The 20,316-nt window shown below is 53.6% G+C and carries 16 protein-coding genes; 8 read left to right on the forward strand and 8 right to left on the reverse strand.

Annotation, left to right across the window (positions count from 1 at the left end; all coding sequences use genetic code 11):
• Nucleotides 1–87: 87 nt before the first annotated feature.
• Entirely contained in the window at nt 88–1,023 is a 936-nt protein-coding gene (locus HRQ87_RS16265; protein ID WP_174139501.1) for an L-lactate dehydrogenase, read from the forward strand.
• Between the two features lie 54 nt (nt 1,024–1,077).
• On the opposite strand, the gene HRQ87_RS16270 is transcribed toward HRQ87_RS16265, so the two are convergent.
• Together HRQ87_RS16270 and HRQ87_RS16275 are read right to left on the reverse strand one after the other, a co-directional pair.
• The gene (locus tag HRQ87_RS16270; RefSeq protein WP_174139502.1) at nt 1,078–3,285 is read right to left on the reverse strand and encodes a 3-hydroxyacyl-CoA dehydrogenase NAD-binding domain-containing protein; all 2,208 of its coding nucleotides are present in this window, start codon (nt 3,283–3,285) and stop codon (nt 1,078–1,080) included.
• Nucleotides 3,286–3,299: 14 nt separating this feature from the next.
• The gene (locus tag HRQ87_RS16275; RefSeq protein WP_174139503.1) at nt 3,300–4,514 is read right to left on the reverse strand and encodes an acetyl-CoA C-acetyltransferase; all 1,215 of its coding nucleotides are present in this window, start codon (nt 4,512–4,514) and stop codon (nt 3,300–3,302) included.
• A 324-nt stretch (nt 4,515–4,838) separates the two neighbouring features.
• Here HRQ87_RS16275 and HRQ87_RS16280 point away from each other — a divergent pair, with 324 nt between their 5' ends.
• Genes HRQ87_RS16280 through HRQ87_RS16290 form a run of 3 tightly spaced genes read left to right on the forward strand, consistent with a single transcriptional unit; the run spans nt 4,839 to nt 7,816 of the window.
• Nucleotides 4,839–5,834, forward strand: a complete 996-nt coding sequence (locus HRQ87_RS16280; protein ID WP_174139504.1) for a phosphotransferase family protein — start codon at nt 4,839–4,841, stop codon at nt 5,832–5,834.
• Nucleotides 5,835–5,837: 3 nt separating this feature from the next.
• Complete coding sequence (locus tag HRQ87_RS16285; protein WP_174139505.1) at nt 5,838–7,079, forward strand: acyl-CoA dehydrogenase family protein; 1,242 nt, start codon at nt 5,838–5,840, stop codon at nt 7,077–7,079.
• Nucleotides 7,076–7,816, forward strand: coding sequence for an SDR family NAD(P)-dependent oxidoreductase (locus HRQ87_RS16290; protein WP_174139506.1), 741 nt, complete (start codon nt 7,076–7,078; stop codon nt 7,814–7,816). Before HRQ87_RS16285 ends, HRQ87_RS16290 begins: the two co-directional genes overlap by 4 nt.
• A gap of 8 nt (nt 7,817–7,824) precedes the next feature.
• On the opposite strand, the gene HRQ87_RS16295 is transcribed toward HRQ87_RS16290, so the two are convergent.
• Nucleotides 7,825–8,118, reverse strand: a complete 294-nt coding sequence (locus HRQ87_RS16295; protein ID WP_174139507.1) for a hypothetical protein — start codon at nt 8,116–8,118, stop codon at nt 7,825–7,827.
• A 102-nt stretch (nt 8,119–8,220) separates the two neighbouring features.
• Nucleotides 8,221–8,427 (reverse strand): hypothetical protein, encoded by a 207-nt coding sequence (locus HRQ87_RS16300; RefSeq protein ID WP_174139508.1) that lies wholly within the window; start codon nt 8,425–8,427, stop codon nt 8,221–8,223.
• Between the two features lie 206 nt (nt 8,428–8,633).
• On the opposite strand from HRQ87_RS16300, the gene HRQ87_RS16305 reads away from it, so the two are divergent.
• Complete coding sequence (locus HRQ87_RS16305) at nt 8,634–9,338, forward strand: tryptophan-rich sensory protein (RefSeq protein ID WP_174139509.1); 705 nt, start codon at nt 8,634–8,636, stop codon at nt 9,336–9,338.
• On the opposite strand, the gene der is transcribed toward HRQ87_RS16305, so the two are convergent.
• Genes der through HRQ87_RS16320 form a run of 3 tightly spaced genes read right to left on the reverse strand, consistent with a single transcriptional unit; the run spans nt 9,335 to nt 12,844 of the window.
• A complete protein-coding gene (gene der, locus HRQ87_RS16310; protein ID WP_174139510.1) occupies nt 9,335–10,777 on the reverse strand; it encodes a ribosome biogenesis GTPase Der in 1,443 nt (480 codons plus the stop codon). The genes HRQ87_RS16305 and der overlap by 4 nt on opposite strands.
• A 50-nt stretch (nt 10,778–10,827) precedes the next feature.
• A complete protein-coding gene (locus HRQ87_RS16315; RefSeq protein ID WP_174139511.1) occupies nt 10,828–12,150 on the reverse strand; it encodes an outer membrane protein assembly factor BamB family protein in 1,323 nt (440 codons plus the stop codon).
• Nucleotides 12,151–12,190: 40 nt separating this feature from the next.
• Nucleotides 12,191–12,844, reverse strand: coding sequence for a hypothetical protein (locus tag HRQ87_RS16320; RefSeq protein WP_174139512.1), 654 nt, complete (start codon nt 12,842–12,844; stop codon nt 12,191–12,193).
• 235 nt (nt 12,845–13,079) lie between these two features.
• Between HRQ87_RS16320 and HRQ87_RS16325 the strand changes: the two genes are divergently transcribed.
• Genes HRQ87_RS16325 through HRQ87_RS16335 form a run of 3 tightly spaced genes read left to right on the forward strand, consistent with a single transcriptional unit; the run spans nt 13,080 to nt 18,416 of the window.
• The gene (locus tag HRQ87_RS16325) at nt 13,080–14,252 is read left to right on the forward strand and encodes an efflux RND transporter periplasmic adaptor subunit (RefSeq protein ID WP_174139513.1); all 1,173 of its coding nucleotides are present in this window, start codon (nt 13,080–13,082) and stop codon (nt 14,250–14,252) included.
• Nucleotides 14,249–18,037: an efflux RND transporter permease subunit gene (locus HRQ87_RS16330; protein WP_174139514.1), complete on the forward strand. Its 3,789-nt coding sequence runs from the start codon at nt 14,249–14,251 to the stop codon at nt 18,035–18,037. The genes HRQ87_RS16325 and HRQ87_RS16330 overlap by 4 nt, the downstream gene beginning before the upstream one ends.
• 1 nt (nt 18,038) lies before the next feature.
• Nucleotides 18,039–18,416, forward strand: a complete 378-nt coding sequence (locus HRQ87_RS16335) for a VOC family protein (RefSeq protein ID WP_174139515.1) — start codon at nt 18,039–18,041, stop codon at nt 18,414–18,416.
• Nucleotides 18,417–18,433: 17 nt separating this feature from the next.
• On the opposite strand, the gene HRQ87_RS16340 is transcribed toward HRQ87_RS16335, so the two are convergent.
• Nucleotides 18,434–20,275, reverse strand: a complete 1,842-nt coding sequence (locus HRQ87_RS16340) for an ABCB family ABC transporter ATP-binding protein/permease (RefSeq protein WP_343035355.1) — start codon at nt 20,273–20,275, stop codon at nt 18,434–18,436.
• Nucleotides 20,276–20,316 lie beyond the last annotated feature (41 nt).

Consider the following 20,316-nt stretch of genomic DNA (forward strand, 5'->3'; position numbering starts at 1 on the left):
ATCGACTTTAATATCATCCATGTCTACCCCATCTGTATAAATTCAGACACAATCGGCAACATCAGGCGAAAAACACAGGAGCATCCAATGAAAGTTGGCATCGTGGGGACGGGAATGGTTGGAAGTTCAGCCGCATACGCAATGGCGTTGATGGGGGTCGGTACGCAGATTGTGTTGGTTGACCAAGACCCAAAGCTGGCCCATGCCCATGCTCAGGATATCTCGCACGCGACGCCATTTGCGTCGCCCGTACAGGTTCACGCCGGCGATTATGATGATCTGCAAGACGCCAAGGTGGTTGTTTTGGCAGCCGGTGTCGGGCAAAAGCCGGGTGAAAGCCGCTTGGCCCTTTTGGACCGCAACGCCAAAGTCTTTCGAACCATCATCAAAAATATCATCGCAGTCGCCCCGGATGCAATTTTGATCGTGGCGACAAACCCCGTTGATGTGATGACCTATGTTGCACAACGCCTGTCTGGCATTCCTGTGGGCAAAGTGATCGGCACTGGTACTATTCTTGATACGGCACGCTTTCGAACTTTGCTGGGTCAGCATCTTGGAATTGCGGCACAATCTGTTCACGCTTACGTTCTTGGTGAACATGGTGACAGCGAAGTGCCGATCTGGTCCAGTGCAATGGCTGGCAGTGTGCCGATTGACACGCTTGCCAATCAAATGGGTCGCAGTTTGTTGTCGGAAGAAAAAAATACAATTTCGACCAATGTTCGTGACGCCGCATACAGCATTATCGAAGGCAAAGGGGCGACATATTACGGTATCGGTGCTGGCGTTGCGCGGATCGTTCAGGCCATCTTAGATGATGAGCGGATCGTTCTAAGTGTCTCGATCATGACAGACGATGTTCTTGGCGTGCCGAATGTTCCGATTTCGCTGCCCCGAATTATTGGTGCCCAGGGAGTTTTAACCGACATGGTGCCCGAATTGGATAAGATTGAAGAAAACGCGCTTAGAAAAAGTGCTGAAGTTATTTCTGAGCTAACAGAACAGCTTAATCTGGCTTAGCTTGCTGTAAGCAGATCCGTAAAAAGCCCCCAGTTTAAGCTGGGGGCTTTTCAATTACGCTGCCATGTCGCTTTGAGTTCCGAAGCGCTGATAGAAGGTTTCCCCGCTATCGGCCAAATCACGCAGAAGTTTGGGAACTTCGAACCGGTCACCGAATTTTTTGGTCAACTGATCACCGATTTCCACAGCACGGCCAGCACCCAGAATATCCAGATAGCTGAACGGCCCGCCGGTCCAAGGCATAAAGCCCCATCCCAGGATCGCCGCGACATCGCCTTCACGGATGTCCATCAGCACGCCATCCTCAAAACTACGCACCGCTTCAAGAGTTTGCGAAAAGGCCAGACGATGCATCACCTCGGTCACATCGGGCTGCTCTTCCATAGGCGGATACTGATCGCGCAGCCCGTCCCACAGACCCTGACGACGACCGTTTTCGTCATAGTCATAGAAACCAGCCTTGGTTTTCTTACCCAGGCGTCCCTTGTCATGCAGGAAGAACGCCACATCGTCCGACGGGCTTTCAGGATAGGCATCGCCCATCGCGGCCTTGGTCGCCTTGATGATCTTGACTGCCAGATCGACCGCCGTTTCATCACCCAGTTGCAGCGGGCCAAGGGGCATGCCCATCTGTTTCGCAGCGTTTTCGACCAGCGCCGGTTCAACGCCCTCGGCCACCATGCGCCAACCCTCGTTCATATAGGGAATGATGCAGCGGTTGGCATAGAAGAACCGTTCATCATTGACCACAATCGGGGTCTTTCTGATCTGGCGCACGAAATCCAGCGCCTTGGCCACGGCTTCATCCCCGGTCGCCTTGCCCTTGATGATCTCGACCAGGTTCATCTTGTCCACAGGGCTGAAAAAGTGGATGCCGATAAAGCGTTCATCATTCCGACTGGCCTTGGCCAGATCCGTGATCGGCAGGGTCGATGTATTGGTCGCGAAAATCGCGTCATCATCCAACTGCGCCTCGGCCGCTTTGGTGACGTCGGCCTTGACGCCCATGTCTTCGAACACAGCCTCGACAATCAGGTCACAGCCTTTCAGATCATCATAGCTGTCGGTCGGAGTGATCAGCGACAGCAGCGCCTCTTTCTTTTCGGGCGTCGACCGTTTGCGGCTGATGGCCTTGTCCAGCAAACCGGTTGAGTAGTCCTTACCCTTCTCGGCCGCTTCCATCTTCTGGTCCAACAGCACGACCTCAATCCCCGCCTTGGCCGAGACATAGGCGATGCCCGCGCCCATCAGGCCCGCGCCCAGAACACCGACCTTCTTGACGGTCATATCCTGAACGCCAGCGGGACGGTTCGCGCCTTTTTCCAAAGCCGTCTTGTTCAGGAACAACGTGTTGATCATAGCGCTGGACGATGGGTTCAATAGCACGTTCGTGAACCAGCGCGCCTCAATCTTCAGCGCCGTATCGAATGGCACCTGAGCACCTTCATAGATCGCAGACAGCATCGCCTTGGCCGCCGGATAAACGCCTTGGGTCTTGCCATGGATCATCGCACTGGCGCCGACAAAGGTCATGAAACCCGCGGGATGAAACGGTGTACCGCCCGGGAATTTAAAGCTTTTCTGATCCCAAGGTTTCAGAATATCGGCGTCTTTGGCGTTTTTGACCCATTCTTTGGCCGTCGCGATCAGTTCATTGGCTGGCACCACTTCATCCACCAGACCAGCAGATTTCGCGCGGTCGGGCGACACCATCTTGCCTTCCATCAGAAACTGGCTGGCGTTCATCAGACCCAGCTTGCGCACAACGCGGGTCGTGCCACCGCCACCGGGGAAAATGCCAATCAGGATTTCCGGCAGACCGATCTTGGCCTTCGGGTTATCGGCCACAAAAATGCGGTGACAGGCCAAGGGCAGTTCCAGCCCGATGCCCGCACCGGTGCCAGGCATCGCACAGGCAATCGGCTTGCCGCCTTTGTTGGTTTTCGGATCCATCCCTGCGCGTTCGATCTTGCGCATAACCTGATGGCCCTGCATCGTGAAATCGAACAGTTTCTGCGCCGGATTATCGCCCGCCTCGGACCGCAGCGACCCAAGCGTGTTCAGATCCATACCGCCCGCAAAATCCTTCTTGCCCGAGGTCAGAACAGCGCCCTTGATCGCGTCGTCGGACAGAACCGTGTCGATGATATCGTTCAGTTCCTGAAACCCTTGCAGGGTCATCACGTTCATCGCCTTGCCCGGCACATCCCATGTGATGGTTGCAATACCGTCGGCATCGACTTCATGTGTAAATTCAGCCATTTATCTGTCCCCCCTTACACGCGTTCCAAGATCGTGGCCGACCCCATTCCGGCCGCCACACACAACGTTGCCAGACCGATTTCCTTATCCGCGCGTTCCATTTCATCCAGCAGTGTCGATATCAAAATCGCACCGGTCGCCCCCAATGGGTGACCCATCGCAATCGCGCCCCCGTTCACATTAACCTTGCCATGATCGGCATCAAAGGCCTGCATGAAGCGCAGAACGACGGCCGAAAATGCCTCATTCACCTCAAACAGATCGATATCACTGAAGTTCATCCCGCTTTCACGCAAGATTTTTTCCGTGACCGGCACAGGCCCCGTCAGATTGATCGTCGGATCAGTTCCGATCTTGGCATTGGCGCGAATGCGTGCGCGGGGGGTCAAGCCGTTGCGTTCACCGAATTCTTTCGACCCGACCAGCACCGCCGCAGCCCCGTCTACGATGCCCGAAGAATTGCCCGCCGTATGCACGTGGTTGATCTTTTCCAGATGCGGATAGCGCAGCATGGCGACGGCGTCGAAGCCGGGCATAACCTCGCCCTGTTCCTTGAACGCGGGCTTCAGCGCGCCCAGGCTTTGCATATCGGTTTGCGGCCGCATGTATTCGTCACGATCCAAAATCGGCAGACCGTTCTGATCCTTGATCGTCACGACCGATTTCTTGAACCGGCCTTCTTCCCAGGCCTTCGCCGCACGTTTCTGACTTTCAACAGCGTAGGCGTCGCAGTCATCCTTGCTGAAACCGAATTCAGTCGCGATGATGTCGGCCGAAATGCCCTGCGGCACGAAATAGGTTTTCATTGCCAGATGGGGATCGACAGCCATCGCGGCACCGTCCGATCCCATCGGCACGCGGCCCATCATCTCGACCCCGCCCGCGACATAAGCATTGCCCGATCCGCCACGGATCTGATTTGCAGCGATGTTCACGGCCTCTAGCCCGCTGGCGCAGAACCGGTTGATCGACACACCGGGGGTCTGTTCGCCATAATCGGAATACAGAACCGAGGCGCGGGCAAGGCATCCGCCCTGTTCAGCAACTGCAGTCACGTTGCCCCAGATCACATCTTCGACCTGCGTCGTGTCCAGATTGTTACGCTCTTTCAACGTGTTCAGCACTTCGGCCGACAACCGGACGCTGGTGACTTCATGCAGGCTGCCGTCTTTGCGGCCCTTGCCCCGCGGACTGCGGATCGCGTCATAGATATATGCTTCTTCAGCCACTTTGGCCTCCCCTTTTTTCAAAATGCCCAAAGGCAAAACCCTTTGCAGCGCGATGTGTTCGTCTGAAGCGCCTGACTACGGCGCAGGTCGTTTTTATGCTCAACACCTAGTTGTAAAACCAATATCCTAAAAGGCGCGGAAAGTCCGCAGAACTTTGTAACGCTATGTAAAGAGAAATGGCCATGCCGCTGATCCCTCCCCTTTTTTTTGCAGACAGCAAACATTTGACACGTGGAATGAAAATTTATTTTGCACTCGCTGACAAGACCAAATACCCCTAGATTCAGCAAAGTGACGTGATGTCGTCGCCGTGGGAGGAGACCGATGGACGAAACAAAGGCGCAGGCCGCGCTGAATATGGTCATGGACGCCCCCCACCGCGTGACGGATGTGACCAAGTTGGAAGGCGGCGTATCGAACTTCACCTATCTGGTTGAAACCGACAATACACCACTGATCCTACGCACGCCACCGCCCGGGGCGCGCAGCGGGAACGCCCATAACATGGTACGCGAAGCACGCGTGCTGCAAGCTGTTCATCCTGTCTTCGAACTCGCCCCAAAGGCGATTGGATACTCTGATGACCCTTCCGCGACCAGTGACAGCTTTTTCATCATGGAAAAGCGTGAGGGCCTGATCCTGAAACCCGGCCAAAAGCTGGACATCACACCGGATCAGGCGCGCGCCTTGTGCGACAGTTTCGTCGACGTCTTCGCGACATTGCATCAGGCCCCAATCCCGGACACGGCCCGCGATATCTTTGGCGACCCCGACGGCTTTGTCGCGCGGCAGGTCGCCGGTTGGACGAAGCGGTATCACAAGCTGGGCCTGGCCGAGGATTTTACCGACCTGGTGGACTGGCTGGATCAGAACCAACCGCCGCCCAGCCCCCATACCTCACTGCTGCATAACGATTTCAAATTCGACAATATGGTGTTGGACCCCGATGATCCGACCCGCATCATCGGCCTGCTGGATTGGGAACTGGCCGGTCTTGGTGACCCCTTGATGGATCTGGGCAATGCGCTGGCCTATTGGATCGAGGCCGCCGATCCCCCCGCCGCCCATCAGTTCAAACGCGGCCCAACCGATATTCCCGGCATGATGACCCGCGAAGACCTGATCAACGCCTATTGCGCCCGCCGCGGCTTTGAGCGCCCCGAAAGCATGGCGTTCTACGAAGCCATGGGCCTGTTCCGTCTGGCTATTATCGCGCTTCAGGTGCACGTACGGTTTGCAGGTGGGCCCGACGTCGACGGCCCCTTCCGCAATGCTGGTCTGATGCTTTTAGGCCGCGCCCATGATCTGACGAAAGGCTAACCCATGGATTTTACCCATTCCGACAAAGCGAAAGAGTATATCGACCGCGTCACGTCCTTTATGGACGATCACGTTTATCCGGCCGAGGCCACTTATAACGAACAGCTCAACGCATCAGATGATCGCTGGAAAATCCCCCCGGTTATGGAGACGTTAAAGACCAAAGCCCGCGCCGCCGGTCTGTGGAACCTGTTTCTGCCCGATGATCGGTTTGGGGCTGGTCTATCCGTTCTGGAATATGCCCCATTGGCCGAAATCACAGGCCGCAGCCCCATCGCGCCCGAGGTCTTCAACTGCAACGCCCCCGACAGCGGCAACATGGAAACGCTGGCGATGTACGGGACCGACGCGCAGAAAGACCGCTGGCTGAACCCCCTGCTGGCGGGCGATATCCGGTCGGCCTTTCTGATGACCGAACCTGATGTAGCATCCTCGGACGCGACGAATGTGCAGTGTTCGATCACGCTTGAGGGGAATGCGACCTACGTCATCAACGGGCGCAAATGGTGGTCGTCCGGCGCGGGTGATCCACGGTGCGAGATTTTCATCGTCATGGGCAAGACCGACCCGCAGGCCGAAACGCACAAACAACAATCCATGATCCTTGTGCCGCGCGACACGCCGGGTGTGACGGTGAAGCGCCCGCTGACTGTCTTTGGCTACGACGACGCCCCCCACGGACATATGGAGATTGAGCTGAAAGATGTCCGCGTGCCTGCCGAAAACATCCTGCTTGGCGAAGGCCGCGGGTTTGAGATTGCCCAGGGCCGCCTTGGCCCAGGCCGTATTCACCACTGTATGCGGTCCATCGGCACCGCGGAACGCGCGCTGGAACTGATGACCGAACGCCTGATCAGCCGTCAGGTCTTTGGCAAGCCCATCGCGGCGCATTCCGTTTGGGAAGAACGCGTGGCCAACGCGCGGCTTGAGATTGAAATGACCCGCCTGTTGTGCCTGAAAGCCGCGTGGATGATGGACACCGTCGGCAACAAGGCCGCGCGCAAGGAAATCGCGCTGATCAAGATCGCGGCCCCCACCATGGCACTGAAAATCATCGACGATGCGATACAGGCGTTCGGAGGCGAGGGCGTCTCGGGCGACACACCGCTGGCAGCGATGTATTCCTGGCAACGCTGCTTGCGTCTGGCCGATGGCCCGGACGAGGTTCACCGCCGCACCGTCGCCCGCATGGAATTCAAAGACGCCGCCGCACGCACCGGCATCACACTAGGGGAAAAAAGATGACAGAGCAGATTGCATTGGTGACCGGGGCTTCCTCGGGACTTGGCGCGCAGTTTTCAAGGGTTCTGGCGGCCAACGGCTATACGGTGATCGCAGCGGCGCGACGCGAAGATCGTCTGACAGCTTTATGTAAAGAGATCATAGCTGCCGGAGGCAAAGCCCATCCCCTGCAAATGGATGTGACCGATATCGCAGGCATCCCCGCTACGTTGGACAAGGCCGAGGCCATGGCCGGTCCGATCACCTGTCTGATCAACAACGCAGGCATCGGCACCGAACAACGCGCGACCGACGTGACACCCGATGATTTCGACCATATCATGACCGTTAACCTGAAAGCACCCTTCTTTCTGGCCACCGAAATGGGCCGCCGCTGGATCGGACGCAAACAAGAGGGCCGGATCGTCAACGTCAGCTCACTTTCAGTCGCACGGGCTATTCCGGGGCTGACAAGCTATGCGATGACCAAAGCCGCCATCAGCCGTATGACTCAGATGCTGGCGCGCGAATGGATTAATATGGGTATCAATGTAAATGCTGTTGCGCCTGGCTATATCAATACGGAGATCAACGAGGCTGCATTTGAAACCGACAAAGGTAAACAGATGACCGCCATGATGCCACGTCGCAGAATTGGCGACCCATCAGATCTGGACCAGACCATCCTGTATCTTTCTGACCCGACTCAACGATTTCTGACAGGTCAGGTAATTTACGTTGATGATGGGCAGGGGCTTTAACAGTATTATTACGCTGCTTTATCAGATCCTTCAGACGGCGGGTCATTTTCATCGATGTTATCGTCGACGATCATTTCCTCTTTGTCTTCTGGCGATGGCAGCGAAAGCGCCTCGTCTTGAAGCTGGCCCGGCAACGCAAGGCTGATGTGACCACTGGCCGGATCTACGGTGATTTTTGGTTTATTTCCCTGTTTTCCGATCAGATCGTTCAACTCATCGATCACACGTTCAAACGCATCGCGTTGCGTTTCTATCGTGGCCTCGACCTCTTCTCCACGTTTGCGAAATAGGAATTTGAACATTGGACCCTCATCAGAACAATTTGGAAGCTACAACAATAAACACACCAAAATACAAAAAGGTGCCAGAGAAAATTTAAAAAAGTGATTTATCCAAAATGACAATCAGATTTTCTGCTTGCGTGCACGGATCCCAAAACGTGCTGATTTTTTGATCATTTCTTGCGGCGTATCTTCAAGTTCAACCGCAAATAGCTTTTTCAGCTCATCCCTGGTGATCAAAGGTTCTGACTCTTCGAATGCACGATCTTCATTCGTCGAAACATCACGCAACCGACGCGCAACGCCCATTAAATTTATCAATTTTGTCATTCCAAACCCCGATACAATAGCTGTTCGCCCAAACAGAACTCGTTACCACAATTACGCCACTTTCTTGCCATCATCCGGGAAAGCCTATTTTTGTCAACGCATTGCTGACACTATGGTTAGCGCACATTAACAAATGTGATTCTTTTGCAACCCTTTGATTGTGAAATAAAATTGAACCAAATGCGAAGATAGAACGTTAAAGAAACATGAAAACACTCAAAGCTATTCTTGTCTTAATCACCGCAAGTGCATTCGCATTGATGCCATTTTTTGTAGCTGATTTTAGCGGATTTAAATCTGATCAATTGCCGTTTCCTCAGATTGACCCCCCGATCCAACCCGCAGGATATGCCTTTTCAATCTGGGGTTTGATCTATTTATGGCTTCTTCTCAGCGCAGTGTACGGTTTAATTAAACGTGTTGACGATGATACATGGGATCGCACACGACTGCCTCTTATTATCAGTTTAGGAATTGGCGCCGCTTGGCTACCAGTCGCGCTTTCCAGTGCGGAATGGGCCACAGCATTAATTATAGTCATGCTGGCCGGTGCGTTGATCGCCCTTTTGCGCGCACCTTCGCAAGATCGTTGGTGGCTGCAAGCGCCCATCGCGATTTATGCGGGATGGTTGACAGCCGCCAGCCTTGTATCAATTGCCATTTTGGGCGCAGGATACGGCATAGGGACCAGTGTAACATGGGCCTATATATCTTTGACATGCACATTGGCACTTGCGATTTATATACAGACCCAAAAGCCATCTGCCCCAGAATATGGTCTAACGATTATCTGGGCGCTTGTCGCGATTATCATTGCCAATGCAGGGTCAAACCTTGGTATCCAGATATATGCAGGTTTTGGTATCCTGCTGTTGATTGGCTTGAAATCACGCAGTTCATTACCCGCCTAGCTTAATGGTTTTTTGCCAAGATGCTTTCGCAACCGCGACGGCGTTGATTTCTTCTTGTCCTTGTACGGGTTCTGATCTGCCTGTGATCGCATTGTCAGTCGAATGGGTGTGCCGGGCATGTCAAAATCTTCGCGCAAGCCGTTCACCAGATAACGCGAATAGCTTTCAGGCAGCTTTTCTGGCAACGAACACATCACAACAAAACCGGGTGGCCGTGTTTTGACCTGCGTCGCATATCGCAGTTTGATGCGTCGACCGCCGGGGGCCGGCGGCGGATGTGCATCGACCATAGCCAGCAGCCAGCGGTTCAGTTGCGCCGTCGTGACCCGGCGGTTCCAGACATCATATGCCCGTTCAATAGCACCCTTCAGGCGATCAATGCCCCGACCGGTTTTTGCCGAAATTGTCACCAACGGCGCGCCGCGCAACTGTGGCAAAAGACGTTCGAACTCTTCAAGCAACTCTTTCAGCTTGCTTTGTTTTTCAGTTTCCACATCCCACTTGTTGACAGCGATCACAACCGCCCGTCCTTCGCGTTCGGCCAAATCAGCGATACGCAGATCTTGTTGTTCAAATGGGATTTCGGCATCCAATAGAACAACAACGACTTCGGCAAATTTGACAGCACGCAACCCGTCAGACACCGACATTTTTTCGAGTTTGTCCTGAACTTTGGCTTTTTTACGCATGCCAGCGGTGTCAAAAATCCGCACGGGCAAACCATCCCAGTCGATTTTAAGCGAAATTGCATCGCGGGTGATCCCGGCTTCGGGCCCGGTCAACAATCTGTCTTCGCCCAAAATCTTGTTAATCAGCGTGGACTTACCAGCGTTGGGACGCCCCACGACCGCAATTTGCAATGGTTTGGTTCGCGTGATTTCGGGACTGTCTTCGTCAATGTCGATGTCTGTTTCAGGTTCAATCGTCTCGTGCTGTTTGGCCATACCGTCGGCCAAGGGCATCAGTACGCTTAAAAGATCGCTCATGCCTTCGCCATGTTCCGCAGACAGGCGTAGAGGTTCGCCCAGCCCAAGGGAATATGCCTCAATCATGCCTGCATCTGCGGCGCGGCCTTCGCCTTTGTTGGCGACAAGAATAATGTGCTTGCTACGTTTTCGCAAAATTTCGGCAAACAGCTGATCGGTCGCAGTGACCCCTGCCCGTGCGTCGATCATGAAAAGGCAGATATCGGCCATATCGACGGCGCGTTCGGTCAAGCGGCGCATGCGGCCTTGAAGGCTTTCGTCGGTCACTTCCTCAAGCCCGGCCGTGTCGATCACGGTAAAGCGCAGATCCCCAAGACGGGCGTCCCCTTCACGCAGATCGCGCGTCACACCAGGCTGGTCATCAACCAGCGCCAAGCGTTTGCCAACCAACCGGTTGAACAGCGTCGATTTTCCGACATTGGGGCGGCCTACGATGGCCAGGGTAAAGCTCATTTCAATGCTCCGAAAGCAGGATCAACTTTGGGCTTTACACGACATAAACGCTAGCGGAAAGCGTGCAGTTGCCCACGCGTTGAAACAACATAAAGCGTGCCATTTGCCACAACAGGGTTGGTTGTGGCCCCACCCTGAATCTGTACTTCGCTGACCAATACGCCATTTTCAGGGTTGAAAGACCGGATCAACCCATCATTTGACGCGACAATCAGGCGGCCACCTGCAAGAACAGGGCCGTAATGGGCAAAGACACCCTTGCGACGTCGCGCACGTTCACGTGTGTAATAAGGCAAAGACACACCCCAGATGCGATTTCCGCTTTCGGCATCAAGACGCACCAGTTCACCCTGATCGGTGACAGCAAAAACGGAGTCACCCGTGGGCCAAACCGGGCTATAGGCACCTTCGGTCGCTGTCCAAAGTCGTTCGCCATTGTTGACTGAAATCGCAACAATACGCCCGCTTTGGTTACCAACATAGACGACATCACCATCTATGACCGGATCACCTGTGATATCTGAAACGGTGGTATAAACACGACCGCGTCGTTGACCTGATACAGTTCCGCTCCAGCGTCGAATGCCGCCCTTGCGGAACGCGGCAAGCAGTTCACCGGAACTAAACGCAAAGATTGCAATGTCATTGTTCACAGCAGGTGCCGCACCGCCAAAAACATTTGACGGCGATGGCGTGCCAGGCAACTGCCAACGCACGCGCCCGGTTTGTGCGTCAACGGCCCAGCCCACGCTGTCTTCGGTCACGACATAAACCAGCCCATCAAATACAGTGGGCGCGCCAGTTGCCGGGGCATCAAGACGTTGTTCCCAAACGGTGCGACCCGTTTCCGCATCCAGGGCCGTCAACCGGCCAAATCCGGTTGTTACAAAAATGCGCCCGGCCTGATAGGCAATACCGCCACCCGACGCTTCGCCTTCGCGGTCAGCTGCGGGCACCAGATCACGATCCCAAAGTCGGTTGCCATTCAGCGAATGCGCTGCGACACCGGATTCTGCGTCTAATGTAAAGATACGGCCACCTGCGACGATTGGATCAGCCGTAATACGATGCCCACGGCGTTCACCCTGCCCGATACTGGACGACCAGACCTGCGTCAGATCACGATCCAGCGCGGCATGTTGGATACGGTGCGATGCGTTGCCGTTTCGATGGGTCCAGTTGGCGTGGTTTACAGGCGCCGGCAGTGCAATCGGGCGGGTGAAATTGACAGGATCAGACGCGATTGCCTGGCCTTCGCCAGATAAGGGTGTGCGCAGATCAAGACGTTCACCAGGCAGACGTTCTTCACGTTCGGCACAGGCGGATAATATTCCGATAATGATGCAAACTGAAATAATAAGGGTCGGCTTCACGGCCTGTGGTTCCTTCCGTATGGACGACGAATGTAGTGGGTCAAGTCGCCTCTAACTCGCCGCCAAGGGATACAATGAGTTGCGATACGCGACGTTGCAGTCCTGATGTAATATCACTGTCGGTTAAAATACGCTGCAGACGCAAGAGCGCCTGATCGGGTTCGCCTGTTTCAATTTCAATCAAAGCCAATTGTTCTTCGGCCAACAAACGAAACGCACTGCCCGGTGCAGACAGCGTGGCAAACGCACTGCGTCTGCGATCCAGATCCACCGCATCGCCCTGCAAAAGCAAAGATTTGAATGTCGCCAAATCACGATAAATCGCGGGCAGATCATCATTATTCCGGATCGCATCATATGTGCTGATCGCACCGTCGGTGTCGCCTGTTCCGATCTGACTATCGGCCAAAATCAACTGCGCAATAACGACAGCATCTGAATTTGTATCAATCGCAGAAAGGGCTGTAATACGTTCATCGGGTGTTTCAACCTCAAAGGCGGCGATGATCGCATCACCGGTTGCTTGCGCGGCTTGGGTCTGTTGCGCCTTGCGATATTCATTAAAGGCAGCCCCACCAACCAGCAGAAAGATCGCAACGATCCCAATCCAGCCATATTTGCGCAAAAGGCCAAACATACGGTCGCGCTTTATTTCATCGCTGACTTCTTCAATAAAACTGTCGTTGTTGGACACTGTTTGATAATCCTCTGCGCTGCTTGCCCCTATTACGAAAAGAAATTGGCATTGCCAAGGCCCGGTTCCTGCCGAAACGCGCACATATCACAGTTGGTTGTTGATTGGTGATCCAGAAACAGGTATTTTAAACTGTTTCGTTTAGTTAAATGGTTTTGTATTTTCGAAATCGCCGAAAAACGGCCAATATGATAGCGTGGAATCAGACGCTTGATATAAATGAGCAGAGGCACCTATGAAGCTATTTTCAATATTGACGGCAATTCTGGTGTCAGCCTTTCTTTATTTTCTGGTCTTTGAACGTGACGCACTCATGGCTGTTGCAGCCAACAGTACAGACGATGTCGAGGATGAAACAGATGCTGAAGAAAATCTGCGGCGCGTATCCGTTGTTGCATTACGGTCCGAGGTGAAATCAATCGACAGCGCGGTTTTATTGCGTGGCCGAACCGAGGCATTGCGGCAGGTTGTTGTTAAATCTGAAACCTCTGGCCTTGTCATGTCGGACCCTTTGCGCAAAGGATCCCGTGTTCAGGCCGGTGAACTGCTTTGCAAACTTGATCCTGGGACGCGTGAGGCCGCTTTGGCCGAAGCCAACGCTCGCCTGCCTGAAGCCTATGCCAGACAAAGAGAAGCCGAAGCGCGTCTGACTGAAGCCCAGATCAATGATCGCGCTGCGGCAAAGTTAAGCGAAGGCGGATTTGCGTCACAGACCAGAGTTGCGTCGACCGCTGCTTCTGTTGAAGCAGCCTTGGCAGCCAAGGAATCCGCGGAAGCCAGTGTGCAGGCCGCCGAAGCTGGCATCAAAGGCGCCCGAAAAGAAATCGAACGTCTGGACATTCGCGCGCCGTTCGCAGGATTACTGGAAACGGATACTGCCGAAACAGGCAGCTTGCTGCAACCGGGTGCAGAATGCGCGACCATCATTCAGCTGGATCCGATTAAACTGGTGGGCTTTGCCCCTGAAACCGAAGTTGATCGGATCACCGTCGGCGCAACGGCTGGCGCGCGATTGCTTTCAGGCAGACAGGTGACAGGTCAGGTGACGTTTTTGTCGCGCGCCGCTGATCCTGAAACACGCACCTTCCGGGTCGAAGTTTTCGTGCCGAACCCCAATATGGACATTCGCGATGGTCAAACTGTGGAAATTCTAATTGCCTCTGACGGTGCTGATGCGCATCTTCTGCCCGGGTCTGCACTGACGTTAAATGACGATGGCGATTTGGGTGTCCGTATTGTGAATAAAGATCAGAGAGTCGCCTTCAGCACGGTTAATTTCATCCGCGATACTGTTGATGGGGTATGGGTCAATGGCCTGCCGGATGCTGTCGATGTGATCGTGGTCGGGCATGAATATGTGACCGATGGCGTGCCCGTCACAGTAACTTATCGTGAGCCAGAACAATGACCGGTATCGTCGATTGGGCCGCCGCCCGCGCCCGTATGATCCTTGCGTTTATCGCACTGTCGTTGCTGGCCGGTGGCGTGGCCTATGTCGGGTTGCCCAAAGAAGGTGAACCTGACATCGAAATTCCCGCATTGTTTGTTTCAGTGCCATTTCCCGGCATTTCAGCAATCGACAGCGAAAAACTTTTGGTCAAACCGATGGAGACAGAGCTGTCCGATCTGGATGGCCTGAAGACCATCACCGGCACCGCTGCCGAAGGTTATGCAGGGGTCGCGCTTGAGTTCGAATTTGGCTGGGATAAGACCAAGATCATGGCCGATGTGCGCGACGCCATGAACACCGCCGAAGCGCAATTCCCGGACGGGGCCGAAAAATATTCCATCAACGAGATCAACTTTTCCGAATTTCCAATCTTGATCGTCAATCTGACAGGTGCCGTGCCGGAACGCACATTGGTTCAGGTCGCCAAAGATCTGCAAGACCGGATCGAAGGCATGGATTCCGTGTTGGAAGCCGCCTTAACTGGCCAACGCGATGAAATGCTTGAAGTCGTGATCGATCCGCTAAAGCTTGAAGCCTATAACGTCACGGCCACAGAATTGATCAGTGTGGTGACCAACAACAACCTGCTGATTGCAGCGGGAAATGTGGAAACCGAAAGTTCGTCAATCGGGGTGAAAATTCCATCATCATTTGATGACCGCACCGATGTCTTCAGCCTGCCTGTCAAAACAAACGGTGACCGAGTAATCACGCTTGGCGATCTGGCCGATATTCGCCTGACGTTCGAAGATCGTGAAGGCATTGCCCGGTTCAACAATATCAACACCATCGCGTTGCAAATCGTCAAACGCAAAGGCTTCAACCTGATTGAAACGGCAGATCAGGTTAAGATCGTTGTTGAAGAAACACGCACAACTTGGCCCGAAGAATTGCAAGCCGCCATTCAGGTTGGCACATCAAATGATCAATCCCGTGTTGTGGCATCCATGGTTGGCCAGCTGGAAGGATCCGTTCTGACGGCCATCGCATTGGTTATGATTGTGATCCTTGTGACTTTGGGCACACGCCCGTCGCTGCTGGTTGGCTTTGCCATCCCGACCTCATTCCTGCTGTGCTTTGGATTTCTGGCCGTTATGGGCATCAGCATATCCAATATTGTTATGTTTGGTCTCATCCTGGCTGTGGGCATGCTGGTCGACGGGGCCATTGTGGTGGTTGAATATGCAGATCGGCGCATCAGCGAAGGGTCCGGGCCCATGCACGCCTATGTCGAAGCCGCAAAGCGGATGTTCTGGCCCATCGTCAGTTCGACCGCGACAACGCTTTGTGCGTTTCTGCCCATGCTGTTCTGGCCCGGCGTTCCGGGTGAATTTATGGGAATGCTGCCTGTCACGCTGATCTTTGTGCTATCAGCCTCCCTGATTGTGGCGCTGATTTATCTGCCCGTCATGGGCGGTGTAACGGGCCGGATGAGCCGCACGTTCGGCCATGCCGCCGACTGGATGCGGCATTCCGTGCCGCAGTATGTAGTGATGTTGCTGATCCTGCCCGCGTTGATGATGACATTTCTGGGCGCCATGCAACTGCTGAATCCGCGTTATCTTTTGGGCAATGGGGGGACAAGCGCGCCCGCTTTTGCCGTCTTGCTTGGTGTGGTCTTGTTTTTAGCTGGGGCGATTTCTGTTTCTATAACCTTTAGCGCCAGCCAAGCCGAAGGCGTGCGTACGCGCGTGCGAAGTGGTCGGGTGCGGACCATATTCGGTCAGGTTATCAAATCCATTGTGGGAAATCCGATTGCGCCGATCGTATCGGTCGTGGCGGTCATTGGGTTTGTCATTATGACTTTCATGATTTTCGCCAACAACAATAACGGTGTTGAGTTTTTTGTGGAATCTGAACCCGAACAGGCCATCGTCTTTGTACGCGCCCGCGGCAACCTGTCGCTTGATGAAAAAGATGCGTTGGTCCAGCAGGCCGAACAGATCGTTCTGGCCCATCTCGGCGTTAAAAACGCGTTTGCATTTTCTGGCAGTGGCGGATTGAATACCGATACCAGCGGCGGGGCTGCCCCCCGTGATACTGTTGGACAAATTCAGTTTGAAACCATCGCATGGGAAGATCGCAGAGATCGCCCAGACTTAGACGGTAATATCGTCATTGATGAACTGACAGCGCAGCTAAACGAAATCCCGGGTATTCAGATTGAGATTTTGGATCAGGCCCGCGGCCCCGCATCAGGCAAGCCTGTGCACTTACGGCTGAAGGGCGATGATCTGAACACCCTCGAAGACGTCACATTGGCCGTGCGGGCACAGTTTGACAAAACGCCTGGGCTGACCCTGATTGAAGACACGTTGCCCCTGCCCGGCATTGACTGGCAGATCAATGTTGATGTGGAAAAAGCAGGGCGTTACGGCGCTGATGTCGCGACTGTGGGTGCAATGGTACAACTGGTCACGCGTGGCATTCTGCTGGATACAATGCGTGTCGACACATCAGACGAAGAAATCGAGATTCGCGTCCGTCTACCCGAACGGGACCGTGTTTTAAGCACGCTTGATAATCTAAAGGTGCGTACGTCCGACGGGCTGATCCCGCTGTCTAATTTCATCAGCCGGCGTCCAGTACCAACTTTGGGTCAGATCGACCGCGTTGATCAAAAACGTCACTATGATGTGAAAGCCGATATCGTGAGCGATCTGAACACGTTTCAGCTGACATCAACTGACGATGATGACGAAACAACGACTAATTCTGTCGCCATTGGCAAGGCCGTCAGTCTGGATGAAATGGAAGCCGGACAAGAGGTCAATTTGATATGGCAACAAGATCGGTCTGGCATTGCGAATATGCTTTTTGGACCAGTCTTGTCACATTACTTTGTGGAAGATGTGTCTGATGGATGGACAATTTCCAAAATCAGATCTGCGCTGAATGATGATGATAGTACCTTGAGGCTGGTCCCATTGACGGCGAACGAACGGATTGAGGTTTTGACCAAATGGATCACCGATAACCCTTTGCCTGCAGGCATCGAATGGGAATGGACCGGCGACCAGGAAGAACAAGCGGAAAGTCAGGCCTTTTTACAATCGGCTTTCATGGGCGCGCTTGGGCTGATGTTCATCATTCTTCTGGCGCAGTTCAATTCATTTTATAACTCGGTTCTGGTTTTGCTGGCCGTTGTGATGTCAACCGCCGGTGTTCTGATCGGCATGCTGGTGATGGGGCAAGCGTTTTCGATCATCATGACCGGAACGGGGATCGTGGCTTTGGCGGGTATTGTGGTGAACAACAATATTGTGCTGATCGACACCTATCAGGATTACAGCCGTTATATGCCGCGGATTGAGGCGATCATTCGGACTGCAGAAGACCGTATTCGTCCCGTATTGCTCACGACTGTCACTACCATGGCGGGCCTTGCGCCGATGATGTTTGGTCTGTCCCTAGATTTTATAAATGGTGGCTATTCCATCGACAGCCCCACAGCCCTTTGGTGGAAACAGCTGGCAACTGCAGTGGTATTCGGGCTTGGCGTGGCAACAGTTCTGACGCTGGTCTTCACACCATCCATGTTGGCGCTGCGGATCTGGATCACAACCTATGCGCAGTGGGCGGCATGGGGGTTAAAGAAAATGTCACTGGGCGGCAGCAGTCGCGCTGCACGCGACTGGGCGCTGCAAATTGAAGCAAAGCGCGTGAAACTGCCGGTCATTCTGTGGGATGATCTGCCTGAAGCTGGTCAGTCAAAAGGGCAACCGCTGCGGGCGGCTGAATAAAATGCTATCAGGGGTTTGTATCGGCACGAATAATATCGAAGCGGCAGGCGACTTTTATGACAAGGTTCTTGCGTCGATCGGAATGCGTTGCGTGTTATCCGAGCCGACTGAACGGGGCTATGCGGGGCAAGATGGTCGTATCACTCTGTTCGTCGTACTGCCATTTAACGAAGAAATGGCAACCTTTGGTAACGGCACACAGGTCATGTTTTATGCACCTGATATTGATGCAGTAAAGAATTTCCATGCCACTGCACTACGCTGCGGCGGAAAAGACGAAGGCGCACCCGGACCACGACAATATCACCCGGATTATTACGGCGCCTATGTCCGTGATCTGGATGGAAACAAATTAAACGTATCCGTTCGTATTGAGTAAATCATAACCCTACATCGTCACGCATTGCTTGCCTTGTCTTCCAGCGGCATGACTTCTTCTTCCTCGGATTGCTGGCGTTGCCACATGCTGTAATAACGACCTCGTTGCGATAGCAGTTCATCATGTGTGCCATCTTCACTGATCAGGCCATCCTCCAGCACGATAATTCGATCCGCATCAATGATCGTCGACAAACGGTGCGCAATTGTCAGAACCGTGCGCCCCTGCCCCATAGCCAGAAGGCTTTCCTGAATATCGCGCTCTGTCTCGCTGTCCAGTGCGGATGTCGCTTCGTCCAGCAACAGAATGGGTGGGTTTTTCAGTAATGTTCGGGCGATACCAACGCGCTGCTTTTCACCGCCCGACAGCTTTAGCCCGCGCTCACCCACAGTGGTTTCATAACCATCCGGCAAGCCGTGAATGAAATCATGAATTTTCGCAGCTTTGGCAGCCTGTTCAACCTCGCTGCGCGATGCATCAGGGCGACCATAGGCAATATTATAATAGACCGTGTCGTTAAACAGCACTGTGTCCTGTGGCACGACGCCGATTTGTGCGTGCAGACTTTCCTGCGTTATGTCGCGAATGTCTTGCCCGTCAATCAACAAAGCCCCATCGTTCACATCATAAAACCGGAATAAAAGCCGCCCAATGGTAGATTTTCCCGACCCTGACGGACCGACAATCGCAATTTTCTGACCTGCCCCGGCATCAATGCTCACACCTTTCAAAATAGGCCGCGCAGCATCATAGCCGAAATATACATCGCGTAGTTCGACATGCCCACCTGTGACCTTTAGATTAGCTGCGTTCGATTTGTCCTGAACCTCGGCCGGTTGTTCCAGCAGATCGAACATTTCACCCATATCAACCAATGATTGCCGAATTTCGCGATAGACCGTGCCCAGAAAATTCAATGGCATGGTGATCTGGATCATATAGGCGTTGACCATCACAAAATCACCGACCGTCAGATCACCGCGTTGAACACCCATCGCCGCCATGACCATGACCGCTACCAATCCGCTGGTGATCAAAAAGGACTGGCCAAAATTCAGGAATGACAAGCTATAGGATGTCTTGAGTGCGGCAACCTCATACCCTGCCATGGCAACATCATATCTTTCAGCCTCGCGCTTTTCGGCACCGAAGTATTTGACCGTTTCAAAGTTCAAAAGGCTGTCGATAGCCTTTTGGTTCGCATCTGTATCCTGATCGTTCATTTCCTTGCGAATGCGAACCCGCCATTCGGTGACTGCAAAGGTAAACCAGACGTAAATCGCAATCGTAACAATCACGACGACCAGATAAAGCACATCAAACAGGATCGCTAGAACGACACCAATCATCAGCAGCTCAAGTACTAACGGGCCGATGCTGAACAATAAAAACCGCAGCAAAAAATCCACGCCTTTGACACCGCGTTCAATAATCCGGCTTAACCCACCAGTTTTACGGGTAATGTGATAGCGCATGCTTAACCGGTGTATATGTGAAAAAGTCTCAAGCGCGAGTTTGCGCAAAGCGCGCTGACCAACGCGGGCAAAGATCGCATCGCGCAGTTGCTGAAACCCGACGGTCAGCAATCGCGCCATACCATAAGCCACAGTCAGACCAATCGTCCCAAGCGCCAGCATCCACGCACTGCTGATCTCTTCGCCTGCCAAGGCATCGACGGCACCTTTATAGAAAAACGGTGTGCTGACCGCGATCACCTTGGCAAAAACCAGTGTCGCCAGGGCAAAGACGACACGCCATTTGACCCAAGCGACATCCTGTGGCCAAAGATAAGGCGCAACTTTGCGAATGGTTCGCCACCCACTGCGCTTTTCGTCCACCGTATCGCTTTGTTCTGTCACTAAAAATATCCCGCGTTTGCCCTAGCCAGTTAAGCTAGGAC

Source organism: Parasulfitobacter algicola, assembly GCF_013315265.1.
GTDB classification, from domain to species: Bacteria; Pseudomonadota; Alphaproteobacteria; order Rhodobacterales; family Rhodobacteraceae; genus Parasulfitobacter; species Parasulfitobacter algicola.